Source organism: Mesorhizobium sp. LNJC391B00, assembly GCF_000502535.1.
Lineage (GTDB): Bacteria > Pseudomonadota > Alphaproteobacteria > Rhizobiales > Rhizobiaceae > Mesorhizobium.
The window spans coordinates 212990-227526 of record NZ_AYWI01000006.1 but is presented as its reverse complement, the minus strand read 5'-3'; the positions used below and the strand labels follow the sequence as shown (position 1 = coordinate 227526).

Annotated in this window: 11 protein-coding genes and 1 pseudogene; 6 read left to right on the top strand and 6 right to left on the bottom strand. The window is 64.0% G+C overall.

Translation table 11 applies throughout. The features are described 5' to 3' along the window. Positions 1-52: 52 nt before the first annotated feature. From X750_RS148565 to X750_RS01000000163065, 3 genes and pseudogenes are all read right to left on the bottom strand, one after another. Entirely contained in the window at positions 53-721 is a 669-nt protein-coding gene (locus X750_RS148565; protein WP_023747742.1) for a 4'-phosphopantetheinyl transferase superfamily protein, read from the bottom strand. Continuing rightward, on the bottom strand, positions 718-1176 hold the full coding sequence (locus X750_RS148570) for a GNAT family N-acetyltransferase (protein ID WP_023682965.1): 459 nt from the start codon (positions 1174-1176) through the stop codon (positions 718-720). The genes X750_RS148565 and X750_RS148570 overlap by 4 nt, the downstream gene beginning before the upstream one ends. Continuing rightward, positions 1176-3902: pseudogene (locus X750_RS01000000163065) on the bottom strand (Pls/PosA family non-ribosomal peptide synthetase); the annotation flags it as partial. The gene X750_RS148570 and the pseudogene X750_RS01000000163065, both read right to left, overlap by 1 nt. Before the next feature lie 155 nt (positions 3903-4057). On the opposite strand from X750_RS01000000163065, the gene X750_RS148575 reads away from it, so the two are divergent. The 5 genes from X750_RS148575 (at position 4058) to X750_RS148595 (ending at position 10324) form a co-directional block, all read left to right on the top strand. After that, on the top strand, positions 4058-5116 hold the full coding sequence (locus X750_RS148575; protein ID WP_023747741.1) for a LacI family DNA-binding transcriptional regulator: 1059 nt from the start codon (positions 4058-4060) through the stop codon (positions 5114-5116). Between the two features lie 63 nt (positions 5117-5179). Continuing rightward, positions 5180-6418: a sugar ABC transporter substrate-binding protein gene (locus X750_RS148580; RefSeq protein ID WP_023715223.1), complete on the top strand. Its 1239-nt coding sequence runs from the start codon at positions 5180-5182 to the stop codon at positions 6416-6418. Positions 6419-6540: 122 nt separating this feature from the next. Continuing rightward, the gene (locus tag X750_RS148585; protein ID WP_023747740.1) at positions 6541-7461 is read left to right on the top strand and encodes a sugar ABC transporter permease; all 921 of its coding nucleotides are present in this window, start codon (positions 6541-6543) and stop codon (positions 7459-7461) included. Continuing rightward, entirely contained in the window at positions 7461-8318 is an 858-nt protein-coding gene (locus X750_RS148590; RefSeq protein ID WP_023734238.1) for a carbohydrate ABC transporter permease, read from the top strand. The genes X750_RS148585 and X750_RS148590 overlap by 1 nt, the downstream gene beginning before the upstream one ends. 38 nt (positions 8319-8356) lie before the next feature. Continuing rightward, on the top strand, positions 8357-10324 hold the full coding sequence (locus X750_RS148595; protein WP_023747739.1) for a glycoside hydrolase family 127 protein: 1968 nt from the start codon (positions 8357-8359) through the stop codon (positions 10322-10324). 1 nt (position 10325) lies between these two features. Here X750_RS148595 and X750_RS148600 read toward each other — a convergent pair whose 3' ends face one another. The 3 genes from X750_RS148600 to efp all read right to left on the bottom strand — a co-directional run bounded on the left by X750_RS148600 (position 10326) and on the right by efp (position 13309). Then, entirely contained in the window at positions 10326-11126 is an 801-nt protein-coding gene (locus tag X750_RS148600) for an endonuclease/exonuclease/phosphatase family protein (protein ID WP_023671569.1), read from the bottom strand. 81 nt (positions 11127-11207) lie between these two features. Next, positions 11208-12668: a phospholipase D-like domain-containing protein gene (locus X750_RS148605; RefSeq protein WP_023747738.1), complete on the bottom strand. Its 1461-nt coding sequence runs from the start codon at positions 12666-12668 to the stop codon at positions 11208-11210. Between the two features lie 71 nt (positions 12669-12739). After that, complete coding sequence (gene efp / locus X750_RS148610) at positions 12740-13309, bottom strand: elongation factor P (protein ID WP_023682947.1); 570 nt, start codon at positions 13307-13309, stop codon at positions 12740-12742. A 129-nt stretch (positions 13310-13438) separates the two neighbouring features. Between efp and epmA the strand changes: the two genes are divergently transcribed. After that, positions 13439-14485, top strand: coding sequence for an EF-P lysine aminoacylase EpmA (gene epmA, locus X750_RS148615; protein ID WP_023747737.1), 1047 nt, complete (start codon positions 13439-13441; stop codon positions 14483-14485). Positions 14486-14537 lie beyond the last annotated feature (52 nt).

Sequence of the window (14537 nt, the reverse complement as noted above, 5' to 3'; positions counted from 1 at the left end):
AAAAAAGCGCTTTGTTGAGCAGGCGTTGCTGTCGGGCGCTGGCCCATCGCGCTTAAAGGGGGGCGCTTCGGACACCATCGACAAACGCCAGAACGACCACACACGGAGCAACGCAGTAAACCAGTCTCGCTCTGCGGCCCGTCTTCGTCACAGCGTCGCTTGCGTCGAGATCGACGGTGATGTCCTCATAGCCCAGCACTTCGCGATCAAGCGGGTAGGCGGCCTTGTAGACAGCTTCCTTGGCGGCAAAAAGGATGCGACCGGCAAGACACGAGTCGGTTGCGTCGATCCGGTCAGCGGGGACTGCAACCAGCGCGAAGATGTCGTCGGGCAGGGGCAAAGCGGGCTCGATATCGATGCCGAGCGAGGCGACGTGGGAGAGCGGCGCGACGGCCGCCACGGCTATCTCGTCGTCGTGAGCCAGCGACCCCGTTACTCCATGAGGCCATACCGGTGCGCCGGAGGAGCCGCGGAGGATAGCGACGTCGTTCAAGCCCATATCCGCCAGCAACTCGTGCGCGATCCACCGCGCCGCGCCACTCGCCCGCCGCATCAGCGGCAGGCGTGACGGGATGGAGCGTGCTTCCTGCGGCAGCAAATGGTTCTCATCGCCTTCGCGGATCGTGCGGCATCCGATCCGAACGCCGGCCGGCGTCATGGCGGCCATCGCCGCCAGCAGATGCGCCGACAGGCTGGCATCGGCATCGGGCGGGCGCGTCATGGCTGTTCGCCCCGCAGAGCGAGGTCGGCGATCATTTCCCCGTCCTCGTCGGGCCCTTCTTCGACGAAACCGGCAGCGCGATAGAGGCGGCGTGCCGCTTCATTCCCAGGTTCGTAGCAGATCGAAACGTGGCTGATGTGGCCGAGCCGCATGATTTCATCCAGCACTTCGCGCAAAGCGGCCTTGCCGTAGCCTTGGCCCTGATGGACGCGACCGATCATGAAGCGGTAGATCCGCGCCTCGTCGTCGTCCTGCGGCGCCTCGTACATCAGGAAACCGACGACGCGATCCCCTGTCATGACGACGCGCGGCCGAGCGTCCCCGTCGGTTTCGGCTTCGTCCAGCGACTCCGCATTGCTGGCGACGAAATCCATCTGATCCGGGGCCAGCTCCAGGGCCGCGACCACAGCCCGGTTGGCCGCAGTCACCGAAACGAGGCGGATGTCTGCGCTCATCAAGCCGTTGCCTTGACGCCATCCTCCGGCACCGGCTCGACGAAGCGATGCAGCTTGGCCGGGTTGCCCCGCCAGATCGAGTTGGGCTCCAGCTCTTCGCCCTTCATCACGAAGGAGTCCGCGTCGACCATCGAGCCTTTGCCCATCACCACGCCGTAGTGGACAAAGGCGGAAGGTCCGAGCGTGCAACCATCGCCGATGCGGATGAAATCGGACTTGAACGCGCCTTCTTCCAGCGAGTGGGCCTGAATGACGCAGCCCTCGTTGAGCGTGACGTCGTCGCCGATCTCGACCAGCGAGCGCTCGGTCAGGTTGCTGCCGCCATCATAGACCCGGCTGCCGACCTTGACGCCGAGCAGGCGCAGGATCATCGGCCGGAACGGCGTGCCGGCGAACAGGCGCACGATCGGCGAATCCGCCAGCTTCCAGTGGCGTTCGTGGCGCCAGAAGGCGACGTCGTAGATCGTCGTCATCTGCGGCTTTAACCGGCCAAAGCCAAGGCTTGCCCGCTCGACCAGAATGTAGAACGGAATGGTGATCGCCGAGGTCAAAAGCACGGCGGCGAACAGGGCGACCTCCGCCCATTCCGTATAGTAGTTTAGCGCCCGGTCCCAGATCGCCAGCGTGACGAACAGCATGACCCATTGCGTTGCCAGGAACAGAAGAATGGTCACCAGGTTGTGGCGGTTCTTGTGCGGGATGCGCCGGCGCCGGTCGGCCTCGTCGACGCCGGCGATAAGCTCCTTGTCGCGGTTCACCATGCGCGGGATTTCAAACGCAGGCGAACCGAGAAGGCCGACATTCTCGCGCACCGGCCCATCGATGGGGATCATCACCTTGGTGCCGAGCAGCACGTTGTCGCCGGTGCGGCCGTCCGGCGGATAATAGATGTTGTTGCCGAGATAGTTGCGTTCGCCGATGCGCGTCGGCTCGAGCCTGAAGGCCGAGGCGGATTTGTGCATGTTGATCATGAACAGCCCGTCCGAGACCATGGTCTCGGTGCCGATCTCGCACAGAAGCGGGTTTTCGTGCTGCTGGTTGGAGCCGAAATTGGAGCCGGTCTGCACCACTCTGTTGAGGTTCCAGCCGATGGCGCGCATGTAGTGCACGATTGCCGAGCTGTCGCCGGCCAGGAGCCCGAGCACGCGGGAATTGCTGGCGAATTCGGCGACGGTCTGCAGCCAGTAGCGGAAACCGTAAAGCGTGTAGGTGCGGCCCGGCTTCAATATCAGGCTCGTCAGGCGCGGCACCAGCGTCGCTGCCAGGAAAGCCGCCGCGATATAGCCGAAAAGCGTGACCGTGGTGCCGATCGCGACAAGGCCGATCGTCTCCTGATAGTCGTCGCCGACATATTCCCAGTAGCTGTGGAACAGGAGCGGCAGCGGGGTGACGAGGCCAAACAGGCCGACCAGCTGCAGCGCTTCATAGAGGAAGCGCCGGACCTGGTAAGGATTGACATTGCGCACCTTGCAATAGTCCGCCGTGGTCGGCACCGCCGGCGATCCATGCCAGTGCTCGCCGTCGGGAATGCTTTGCCCGCGATGCAGCGAGGACGAATGGCCGAGCTGGGCGCCGTTGCCGATCCTGGTGTCGATGTCGAGCGTGGAGCCGACGCCGACGAAAGCATCGCGGCCGATGGTCAGCGGCCCGGTGTGGATATAACCGGACTGGGCCCTGAAGCCGAGGATCATCGATTCCTTGCGCAGGATGGTGTTGGCGCCGATGGAAATAAGATCCGTGCAGACGGGCACGGACTTCGATTCGATGACGGCGTTTTTCCCGAGCTTGGTGCCGAGCAGCTGCAGATAGAGGCTGTAGAGCGGGCTGCCGCGGAACAGCACGACGGGCGCGGTTCGGATCAATGTCTTGACCACCCAGAAGCGGAAGTAGCGCACGCCCCAGACCGGAAACGCCTCGGCCTTCCACCGGCCGATGAGCACCCATTTCGCCAGGACGGCAAAGCCCGACATGCCGAAGAACACGGCGGCCGAGAGCGCCACGCACCGGATATAGAGCTGCAGCGGATCGTCGAGCGCGTCATACATCCAGTTGAGGCCGTCATTGATCGCCCAGAGCGCCACGTAGCTGTAGAGGCCGTAGAACGAAAGCTGCGCCGCGCCGCAGGTCCAGTAGGCGAAGTTCGAGGCCCGGCGGGTGAGGACCGGCTCGTTGGTTGCCGTCGTCATCTCCTCCGCTACCCCCAGATGCAGCGCCAGGCGCGCCACCGTGGGATAGAGGTAGATGTCGCGCATCGACGTCGTCGCCCATTCCTTCCTGGTGCGCACGCGCGCGCAGAAATGCGCCATCAGCAAGGAGTTGGCGCCGAGATCGTCGAAGAAGTGATCCTCGACCGACACCGCGTCGAATTTCAGCACCGTGGCCAGCGCTTCCGCCAGGAATCGCTCGTCCTCATTGCCGGGCGGCACCATCGTGCGATCGGCCGAAAGCCGGACGCTCGTCGGCTTCGGCAGTTGGCGCAGGTCTACCTTGTTGGAGACGGTCATCGGGATGGCAGGCAGTTCCTCCAGATAGCCGGGCACCATGTAGTCGGGCAGCCGCCGCTTCATCGTCTGGGCGAGATCCCCTCGGGAAATCGCCGCTACGCCGGTTTTAAGCGCGTAATAGGCAACCAGTTCGACGCGACCGGGTTCGATCTCCCAGGTGGTGACGGCGGCCTGGGCGATCTCGGGCTGGTCGAGCAGCACCGCCTCGATCTCGCCGAGCTCCCAGTTGTCCCCCTTGCCATCCCCCTATCCTTCCCCTAATCTAATTTGAGAAAACCTTTTCCCAGATCGCTCCGTACGCGCCGAGATCACCAGCTGGCGTCTGATAGGGCTATAAGAGAAAACCTTTTCTCAACCCGAGGACTTACACCCGACCAATGCCCTCCGACACCTCGCCGCCACCCGCCAAGACCCCCGTCACCCTGCGTGAAGTCGCGGCGATGGCTGGCGTCAGCGTGGCCACGGCCTCCAAGGCGCTGAACGGGCAGGGGCGGATGACTGCCGAGACGCGGCAGCGCATTCGCGAGACGGCGCAGCGGCTCGGCTTTCGCCCCAACAGCCTGGCGCAGAGCCTGCTTCGGCGGCGCTCCTTTACCGTCGGCTTGCTGACCAACGATACCTATGGCCGCTTTTCGCTGCCGGTCATGTCGGGCATTTCCGATGCGCTGGTCGATGCCGGCGTGTCGGTGTTCATGTGCAATGTCGAGGACGATCCGCGGCTGGCGCAGCTGCATGTCGAGGCGATGCTGGACAAGCGCATCGACGGCATCATCGCCAGCGGCAAGCGCATCGACCGCCACTTGCCGGTCGACCTCGCCAATCTCGGCGTGCCCGTCATCTACGCCTTCAGCCAGCCCGATCCCGATGCCGTCGCCTTCGTCTCCGACGATGCCGGCGGGGCGCGGCTGGCGGTCGAGCATTTTTGCCGCCTCGGGCGGCGGCGCATCGCCCATGTCAGCGGTCCCGCCAGTTTTGCCGTGGTGAATGAGCGGGCACAGGCTTTTCGCGATGTGCTGGCCGCGCACGGCCTGCCGGTGACCGAGCCCTTGCTCGGCTCGTGGTCGGAAGCCTGGGGGCATGAAGCCGTCGGAAAGCTGTTCGACGGCCCAACGCTCTTCAACAACAACGGGGAGAAACCCGACGCCGTGTTCTGCGGCAACGACCAGATCGCGCGCGGCGTGATCGATGCGCTGCGCGAGCGCGGCTTAGGCGTGCCTGGCGATGTCGGCGTCATCGGCTTCGACAATTGGGAGATCGTGGCCGAGGCGACCCGCCCGCCGCTGACCTCGGTCGACATGAACCTGGCAGCGCTCGGCCGCGAGGCCGGCCTCACACTGCTTTCGCTCGTCGGCGGCCAACCCGCCGCGCCGGGCATTCGAAAACTGCCGTGCCGGCTGGTGGTGCGTCAGTCATGCGGCCGTCCGCCGGACGGCTAGGAGAACGCGCGGCGCGATCTGCGCCGCAACAGGGAGGAGGAGAAAACCATGAGGAGGAAAACCATGAAGACCATGATTACCGGTTTCGCGCTCGCCGCGAGCATCATTGCCTTGCCTGCAATGGCCGCCGACACCGCCAACATCTGGGTTCGCGCCGACGGCTCGAACTTCATGCCGCGCATCGTCGATGCCTTCAACAAGGGCCATGAGAACCAGGTCAAGCTGGACATCATTCCCAATGCCGAGATCATCCCGAAATATGGCGCCGCCGCCGCCGGCGGCACGGCGCCCGACGCGCTGTCGCTCGACCTGATCTACACGCCGTCCTTTGCCGCCGCCGGCCAGCTCGAGGACATTACCGACTGGGCGAAATCGCTGCCCTATTTCGCCAGCCTGTCGCCGGCGCATGTCAAGACCGGCACCTACAAGGACCACATTTACGGGCTGCCGTTCTCGGCCGACGCCTCGGTGCTGATCTGGAACAAGAAGCTGTTCAAGCAGGCGGGGCTCGATCCCGACAAGGGGCCGGCCAACTGGGCCGAGATCGAGGCCGATGCCGAAAAGGTCAACGCGCTCGGCGGCGACATCAAGGGCTTTTATTTCTCCGGCAATTGCGGCGGCTGCAACATCTTCACCTTCACGCCGCTGATCTGGGCCTCTGGCGGCGACATTTTGAGCGAGGACGGCTCCAAGGCGACGCTGGACAGCCCGCAGCTGCGTGGCGCCATCGACCTCTACCGCTCGATGGTCAAGAAGGATCTGGTGCCGGCCGGCGCGCAGACCGACACCGGCGCCAATTTCTTTGCCGCCTTCGCCACCGGCAATATCGGCATTTCGCCGTCCGGCGCCTTCGCCATCGGCGCGCTCAACACGCAGTATCCGGACATCGACTATGGCGTCACCTTCCTGCCGGGCAAGGACAGCGGCTGGTCTTCGTTTGCCGGCGGCGACAATTTCGTCGTCACCAAGGGCACCAAGAAGCTCGCCGTGGTGAAGGAGTTTCTCGACTTCGCCTATTCGCTCGAAGGCCAGACCATCCTGGCCAAATACGGCAGCCTGCCGGTGCGCGGCGACATCGCCAAGGAAGCGCTGAAAGATCTCGATCCGCGCTACCAGATCGCCGCCGAAGCCATGGCCAAGGGCCGCACGCCCTATTCCGTGGTGTTCAACGACCTGATCAACTCGGCCAACGGTCCGTGGACGCAGATGATCAACGAGGTCGTCTTCGGCGACGACGTCGATGGCGCCATCGCCAATGCACAAGAGACCATGCAGTCGATCATCGACCAGGCGCAGAAATAAGGACTGGCCGGCGGCGAGGGCGCATGACGCCCCTGCCGTCGCAGGTCCTGATCCGGCCGCCCGATCCGTCTCCCTGGACGGGCGGCCGGCGCTCCTTACCCTCCCACTTGTGGGGAGGGTAAATGACCGCCACCACCACCACCCCGCCACGCGCCAGAAAACTGGTCGGCGCCGGCCGCCGGCAGTGGATCGGCCTGCTCTATGTCGCGCCGGCCGTGGCGCTGGTCGTCGTATTCTTCATCATCCCGCTCGGCATGACGGCCTGGATGTCGCTGCACAACTGGCCGCTGATGGGCGAGCATTTTTACATCGGTTTCGACAATTACCGGGCGATCCTGCGCGACAACCGTTTTTGGAACGCGCTGAGCTTCACCGCCTACTACACCGTGATCGTCACCATCGTGATCTTCGCCGTCGCCTTTCCGCTGGCGCTGTTCATCGAAAAGCCCAGGCGGCTGACCGGCTTTTACCGGACATCCTTCTTCATGCCGGCGGTCGTCGGCTTCGCCTCGGCCAGCCTGCTGTGGTCGTGGCTGCTCAATGTCGATTCCGGCCTGTTCAGCCCTGCCGCCTACGACCTCGGCCTGACGGCGAAAAAGTTCAACCTGCTGGCGACCTTCCAGCCGGCCTTCTGGTCGATCATCGCCATGGTCGTCTGGAAGGTGGCGGGCTTCACCATGATCATCCTGATGACCGGCCTGCAGTCGATCCCGACCGACCTGCAGGAAGCCGCGATGATCGACGGGGCAGGGCCGTTCGCGCGCTTTCGCGCCATCACCCTGCCGCTGATGCGCCGCACGCTGGCGCTGGCGCTGATCCTGTCGATCGCCGGTTCGATCCTCGCCTTCGACCAGTTCTACATCATCCTGCGCGGCGGCCCGCGCAACCAGACGCTGACCGCCGTCTACTGGATCTTCAACCAGTCTTTCGTCTCGTTCAAGCTCGGCTATGGCGCAGCTTTGTCGATGATCCTGCTGGCCATACTGGTGGCGCTCAGCCTGGTTCAGCTGTGGCTACTGCGCAAGCCGGAGGGCATCGACTGATGGCGCAGGCAAGAAGCCGCAGCAGCCGCCTCTGGCTCAGGATCGCCGAGCATTCGACCGGCATGATCGCGTCCGCGCTGTTCATCGCGCCGATCGTCTGGGCCGTGCTGTCGACCTTCAAGCCGGCGCAGGAGGCGCGCCAGCCGCCGCTGCCGCCATGGCCGACGACAGGGTTTTCGGTCGAGAACTACCGCACGCTCAACACCTTTGGCGACGGCCTCTGGCTGCCGGCGCAAAACAGCCTCTATGTCGCGTCGATGACGGTGATCCTGTCGGTCATCGTCAGCGTGCTCGCCGGCTACGGCTTTTCGCGCTTCCGCTTTCCCATGAAGGACACGCTGTTCATCGTCATCCTGTCGACGATCATGATCCCGTTCCAGTCGATCCTGACGCCGATCTTCCTGGTGCTGACCAAGGTCGGCCTGCACAACACGCTGACCGGGCTGGTCCTGGTCTACACCACGCTGCAGCTGCCGTTCTCGATCTTCATGATGCGCAACGCCTTCGACGCGGTGCCGCGCGAGATCGAGGAAGCCGCGCGCATGGACGGCGCCAACAACGTCACCATGCTGTTGAAGGTGATGTTGCCGCTGGTCTGGCCGGGCATCGTCACCATCGCGCTGTTCGCCTTCCTCGGCGCCTGGAACGAGTTCCTGGCAGCACTCGTGCTGATGACCGACCAGTCCAAATTCACGCTGCCGATCATGATGACCGCACTTCAGTCCGGTCGCTTCGGCGCCATCGACTGGGGCGCGGTGCAGGCCGGCGTCACCGTGATGATGGTGCCGTGCCTGGTGCTCTTCCTGTTGCTGCAGCGCTTCTACATCCGCGGCCTGATGGCCGGCGCGGTGAAATGACCCGCCGTGAAATGACCAATATCCAACGGAGTGACACGATGACCGTTCAACCATCCGCCAAGCCCGGCAAACTCGCCTTCCGCCCACTGCCGGTGCCGCAGGTCGATGTCCGCGGCTTCTGGGGCGACCGTGTCGATGCCGTGGCGTCGCGCACCGCCGACATCCTCTACGAGCGCTGCGTCGAGGCGCGCATGCTGGAGCAGATCGACCCGGACCGGCCCTCGCCGGGCGTCGTCATTCCGTTCCATTCGCCGTCGCCCGACGAGGCTGCCAGCCCCGGCTTCACCGGCTCGACGGTGACGACGCAGATGTTCTGGGACTCCGATTGGGGCAAGACCATCGAAACCGCGGCCTATTCGCTCTACCGGCGCAAGAACGCGGCACTCGAGACGAAGATCGATGCCGTCATCGACCTCTACGGCAGACTGCAGCAGGAAGACGGTTATCTCTCCAGCTGGTACCAGCGCATCCAGCCCGGCAAGCGCTGGACCAATCTGCGCGATTGCCACGAGCTCTATTGCGCCGGCCATCTGATCGAAGGCGCGGTCGCCTACTACCAGGCCACCGGCAAGCGCAAGCTGCTGGATATCATGTGCCGCTATGTCGACCATATCGCCGACACCTTCGGCCCGGAGCCGGGCAAGAAGAAGGGCTATTGCGGCCATGAGGAGATCGAGCTGGCGCTGGTCAAGCTGGCGCGGGCGACCGGCGAGCAGAAATACATGGACCTGGCCAGGTATTTCATCGACCAGCGCGGGCAACAGCCGCATTATTTCGACGAGGAGGCGCGTGCGCGCGGCGCCGACCCGAAGGCCTATCATTTCAAGACTTATGAGTACAACCAGTCGCACAAGCCGGTGCGCGAGCAGGACAAGGTCGTCGGCCATGCGGTCAGGGCGATGTACCTCTATTCCGGCATGGCCGACATCGCCACCGAATATGGCGACGACACGCTCAGGGTAGCGCTCGACCGTCTGTGGAACGATCTCACCACCAAAAACCTCTATATCACCGGCGGCCTCGGGCCATCGGCGCACAATGAGGGCTTTACCAGCGACTACGACCTGCCCAACGAAACCGCCTATGCCGAGACCTGTGCCTCGGTCGGCCTCGTGTTCTGGGCCAGCCGCATGCTCGGCATGGGTCCCAACGCCCGCTACGCCGACATGATGGAGCGGGCACTCTACAACGGCTCGATCTCCGGCCTGTCGCTCGACGGCTCGCTGTTCTTCTACGAGAACCCGTTGGAGAGCCGGGGCAGGCACAATCGCTGGAAATGGCATCGCTGCCCCTGTTGCCCGCCCAATATCGGCCGCATGGTCGCCTCCATCGGCAGCTATTTCTACTCCCTGTCGGATGATGCGCTGGCCGTTCATCTCTACGGCGACAGCACCGCGCGCTTCGACATATCGAACCGGGCGGTCAGTCTGATTCAGACCAGCAATTATCCTTGGGATGGCGCGGTCTCTATCCGGATCGAAGCCGACGCGCCGGTCGAGTTCACCTTGCACCTGCGCGTCCCCTCCTGGTGCGGCAAGGCGGCGCTCAAGGTCAACGGCGCCGCGGTCGATCTGGACGGCATCACCAGCGACGGCTATGCCGCGATCCGGCGCGAGTGGCGCCAGGGCGACCGGGTCGAACTCGATCTCGAAATGTCGATCGCCCGTCTGTTCGCCAATCCGGAGGTGCGTCAGGACATCGGCCGCGTCGCACTTGCGCGCGGTCCGCTGATCTATTGCGTCGAGGAGACCGACAATGCCGGCCAGTTGCATCGGATCGCTCTGCCGCGAACGGCAAAAATCGAGGCGCATGCCGAGCCGAACCTGCTCGGCGGCATCGTCACGCTTTCGGCACTTGCCAGCAAGGAAGTCCAGGAAAACTGGGAAACCGGGCTCTATCGCACCGATCCGCCGGCGGTGAGCGAAACGAAAATCACCGCTGTCCCGTACTTTGCCTGGGACAACCGCGAACCCGGAGAGATGCTGGTCTGGCTGCGGGACGGATGAGTTAGAGGCTGACAAACGCCGTCAGCGGCAAATGATCCGACGCAACCCGCGACAGCGGCGTATCATGGGCTTCCACCGACGAGACCATGCCGTGCCGGTTGGCCATGATCCGGTCGAGCGCCAGCACCGGCAGGCCTGAGGGAAAAGTCGGCACCGCCGCCGGCGTGAAACCAAAGGTGGCGTGCAGCGTCTTGAGCGCCGAGCGGTTGCCCAGCCGCCATTCGTTGAGGTCGCCGAGCAGCAGGGTCGGCCTTTCATCCTGGTTGCTCATGATGTCGAGCACGACGCGGGCCTGCTCCGAACGCGAGCGGCGCAACAGGCCGAGATGCGCGGCGATGACGCGCAGAGTGCGCGTTTCGTCGAGGTCGATCTCGGCAACCAGCGCGCCGCGGGGCTCCAGTCCCGGAAGCTTGATCTGATGGACGTCGCGCACGGTGCCGCGCTTGAACAAAAGCACATTGCCGCGCCAGCCATGGCCCTTGCCGCTTCCGGAAACCGGCACCGGCACAAGCCCGGTTTCGTGTTCGATCCGGGCAAGATCGAGCAGCCCGGCGCGATCGCCGAAGCGGTTGTCGGCCTCCTGCAGCGCGATGACGTCGGGGCCGATCTCGCGGATGACGCGGGCGGTGCGTTCGGGGTCGAACCTGCGGTCGGTGCCGATGCATTTGTGGACGTTGTAGGAGGCGACCACCATCTGGGCGCCTTCAATGTGCTTGCGCGGCGTCGCGTTCGCCTTGCGCGCTTTCCTGCCGCGGATCGACAGGAGCACGGTTTCAGGAAGGCTGCGTCCGTTTATGTCCATAGGCCTGCTATTCGATGTCCTGATTCTTTGTTCTATGCATATCGTTCTCTCACAACCGGGACCACTTCGAGGCGGTATGCATTAGAGATAGGGCGATCCCAGCCATAACAACCGGTCAAAAACCCGGATGAGAAATGGCCGCGCTTTCAAGGTTGCGAGTGTGACGGGTTTGGCGGAAGCGATTGCCGCTCCGATGCGCCCTTCGATCTCGGCGGCAAAGCCGGTATCCAGCACCTCCAGGTCGATTTCGAAATTCAGCCGCAGCGACCGGGCGTCGAGGTTGGAAGAGCCGACATAGGCCCAGACGCCATCGACCGACAACAGCTTCGAATGGTCGAATGACCCTTCATGACGCCAGACGCGGCAATAGTGCTTCAGCACCTGGTCGTACTGCGCCGTCATGGCGCGGCCGACCAGGAAGAGATTGTTGACCGCGGGCACGACGATGTCGATCTCGACGCCGCGCCGGGCAGCCGTGACCAGCGCGCTGACAAATTCCCGGTCCGGCAGGAAATAGGGCGACATGATGCGGATCGATTTGCGGGCGACGGAAAATGCCCCCGTCAGCAATTTGTGGTTGGTTTCGATGCTGGCGTCCGGCCCCGACGCCACCGCCCGCACCAGGATCGGCTGACCGGGAGGCGGCGAGGGCTTTTCCACGTGCCAGACCTCGTCCTTGAGGGCCTCGTTGCCGGCAAAACGCCAGTCTTCGGCGGCAACCGCGAACAGGTCGGCCACGACGGGCCCCGTGACCTGGAAATGCGTATCCGCCGAACTGGCGCTGCCGGCGAATTCGGCCGAGAATCCCTTGCGGATGTTCATGCCTCCCGTGAACGCCACCACACCGTCGACGATCAGGATTTTCCTGTGCGTCCTCAAATTCGCATAGGGAAGTCTCAGGCCCATGACGATGTTGCCGTTGAACAGATCGACGGTGACGCCGGCTTCCCGGAGTGTCCCAAGAATGCTGGGCACGGAATAGCGCACGCCCACCGCATCGATCAGCACGCGAACCGTCACACCGCGCCGGACCGCTCCGGCCAGCGATCCGACAAAACGTCGTCCGATCTCGTCATTGTCGAAGATGTAGGTCTCGAGCAGAATGCTGCGCTGTGCACTGTCTATCGCCCGGCACATTGCTGCGTAAGCTTCGTCGCCGGTCCTGAGGATCGTGATCGCGTTTGCCGACGTCAGTGCGCGCCGCGCCACCCTGTCGCCTAGCGTCTTCAGGCCGGCAAAGCGCTGGCCGAATTCGGCTGAAATGAGTGCTTCGAGCGCAATGTCGTGGTCGTGTTTGGCTGTCTCGGCTTCACCGGCGACGGGCCGCATGGCGCTGATGGTGGCGCGGCGGATGCGGTTGATGCCGGCAATGGCATAGATGATCGCGCCAAGGAACGGCGACAAGATCATCACGCCGACCCAGCCGGTGGCGGCGCGCACGTCTTCCTTGGTCATGATTGCGTGGACGATGCCGATGGCGGCCATCAGCATCGGAATGATCACAAGGATCAGAGGCCAGTAGGTCACAAAGGTCTGCCACATCGGCAGGACTATCGAGCCAGCGGCCGCAGAAGGCAATGCAACGGATCAACCAGGACGGAGGCGCTCGCGCCTCAGTCCTTCGCCCGCTCCACATAAGCGCCATCGGCCGTCATCACCACCACGCGGGTACCCGGCGCGATGTGCGGCGGCACCAGCGTGCGCACGCCGTTGGAAAGCACGGCCGGCTTGTATGACGACGACGCCGTCTGGCCTTTGGTCGTCGGCTCCGTCTCGACCACTTCGAAAGTAGCGCGCTGCGGCAGCACCAGGGCTATGGCGATGCCGTTGAACTGCGAAATCTGCACCGCCATGCCTTCGAGCAGGTAGGGCGCCATGTCGCCGACCACGCTTTCCGGCACCGCGACCTGGTCGTAGCTTTCCGGGTTCATGAAGTGATACCCCTCGGCGTCGGCGTAGAGGAAGGTGTGCTCGCGCTCCTCGACATAGGCGCGCTCGACCTGCTCGGTGGTGCGGTAGCGCTCCGAAACCTTCACCCCGTCGGAGATGCGGCGCATGTCGAGCTGGGTGACCGGCGTACCCTTGCCAGGGTGGATGTTTTCGGCAAAGAGGATCACGTAAAGCTTGCCGTCCTTGTCGACGACATTGCCTTTACGGAGCGAACTGGCGATGACCTTCACCACGGTTTTCAATCCTAGACTTCGTTGGCCTGAAACGATCGTTCGGCGCAAATCGGCTGCGAGAGCCGTCGCCGTAGCGCATCTTGGCCCGAACCGCCAGCCCTGTCAGCAATTCCGTTGCCCGGCAAACCCATGACTGGCGCTTCGCCCTGGTGGACGCCGGATGTTCACGCCGACCGCCGGCCGCGGCTGATGGCGCGTAACGCCATAGCTGCCGCAATGCGCAGCTGGTTTGGCGAGCGCGACTTCATCGAGGTCGAGACGGCGGCGCTGCAGATATCACCGGGCAATGAGGCGCATCTCTCCGCCTTTGCCACCGAGGCTATCGGCGCCGACGGTGCGCGCCGGCCGCTTTACCTCCACACCTCACCGGAATTCGCCTGCAAGAAGCTGCTTGCCGCCGGCGAACGGCGCATCTTCAGCCTGGGCGCCGTCTGGCGCAACCGCGAGCGCGGTCCTTTGCATCACCCGGAGTTCACCATGCTCGAATGGTACCGAGTCGGCGAAACCTATGAGAGCCTGATGGCTGATTGCGCCGAACTGCTGAAGCTCGCGGCTGAGCGGGCCGGCGCCAAAACCTTCCGCTTTCGCGGCCGCGAGGCCGATCCGTTCGCCGAACCGGAACGCGTGAGCGTGGCGGAAGCTTTTGCGCGTTACGCCGGCATCGATCTTCTTGCCACCGTTTCTGCCGATGGCGGCACAGACCGCGCCGCACTTCATGATGCTCTGGTCAAGGCCGGCCTGCGCACGGCCGACGATGACAACTGGGCCGATTTGTTCAGCCGGGTAATGGTCGAGAAGGTCGAACCGGTGCTGGGGCAGGGGCGGGTCACCATCTTGTACGGCTATCCGATCTCGGAAGCGGCGCTCGCCCGGCCGAGCGCGGAGGACCAGCGCGTGGCCGAGCGCTTCGAGCTCTATTGCTGCGGCGTCGAGCTCGCCAATGCTTTTGGCGAACTGACCGATCCGGCCGAGCAGCGCCGGCGCTTTGCCGCCGAGATGGACGAGAAGGAGCGCGTCTATGGCGAGCGCTATCCGCTGGATGAGGATTTTCTCGCCGCCCTCGCCATCATGCCGCAAGCCAGCGGCTCGGCGCTTGGCTTCGACCGGCTGGTGATGCTGGCAACGGGCGCGACGAGGATCGATGACGTGATCTGGACGCCAGTCGCCACTCCTTGACGGAAATCGGCATTGGTTAAACTCACAAACCGGTCAAGCCGCGCGTCTGTGG

Coding starts and splice junctions, on each gene's coding strand:
- X750_RS148575 (WP_023747741.1), top strand. CDS start 4,058: ATGCCCTCCGACACCTCGCCGCCACCCGCCAAGACCCCCGTCACCCTG.
- X750_RS148595 (WP_023747739.1), top strand. CDS start 8,357: ATGACCGTTCAACCATCCGCCAAGCCCGGCAAACTCGCCTTCCGCCCA.
- X750_RS148600 (WP_023671569.1), bottom strand. CDS start 11,126: ATGGACATAAACGGACGCAGCCTTCCTGAAACCGTGCTCCTGTCGATC.
- X750_RS148565 (WP_023747742.1), bottom strand. CDS start 721: ATGACGCGCCCGCCCGATGCCGATGCCAGCCTGTCGGCGCATCTGCTG.
- X750_RS148590 (WP_023734238.1), top strand. CDS start 7,461: ATGGCGCAGGCAAGAAGCCGCAGCAGCCGCCTCTGGCTCAGGATCGCC.
- epmA (WP_023747737.1), top strand. CDS start 13,439: ATGACTGGCGCTTCGCCCTGGTGGACGCCGGATGTTCACGCCGACCGC.
- X750_RS148580 (WP_023715223.1), top strand. CDS start 5,180: ATGAAGACCATGATTACCGGTTTCGCGCTCGCCGCGAGCATCATTGCC.
- X750_RS148570 (WP_023682965.1), bottom strand. CDS start 1,176: ATGAGCGCAGACATCCGCCTCGTTTCGGTGACTGCGGCCAACCGGGCT.
- X750_RS148605 (WP_023747738.1), bottom strand. CDS start 12,668: ATGTGGCAGACCTTTGTGACCTACTGGCCTCTGATCCTTGTGATCATT.
- X750_RS148585 (WP_023747740.1), top strand. CDS start 6,541: ATGACCGCCACCACCACCACCCCGCCACGCGCCAGAAAACTGGTCGGC.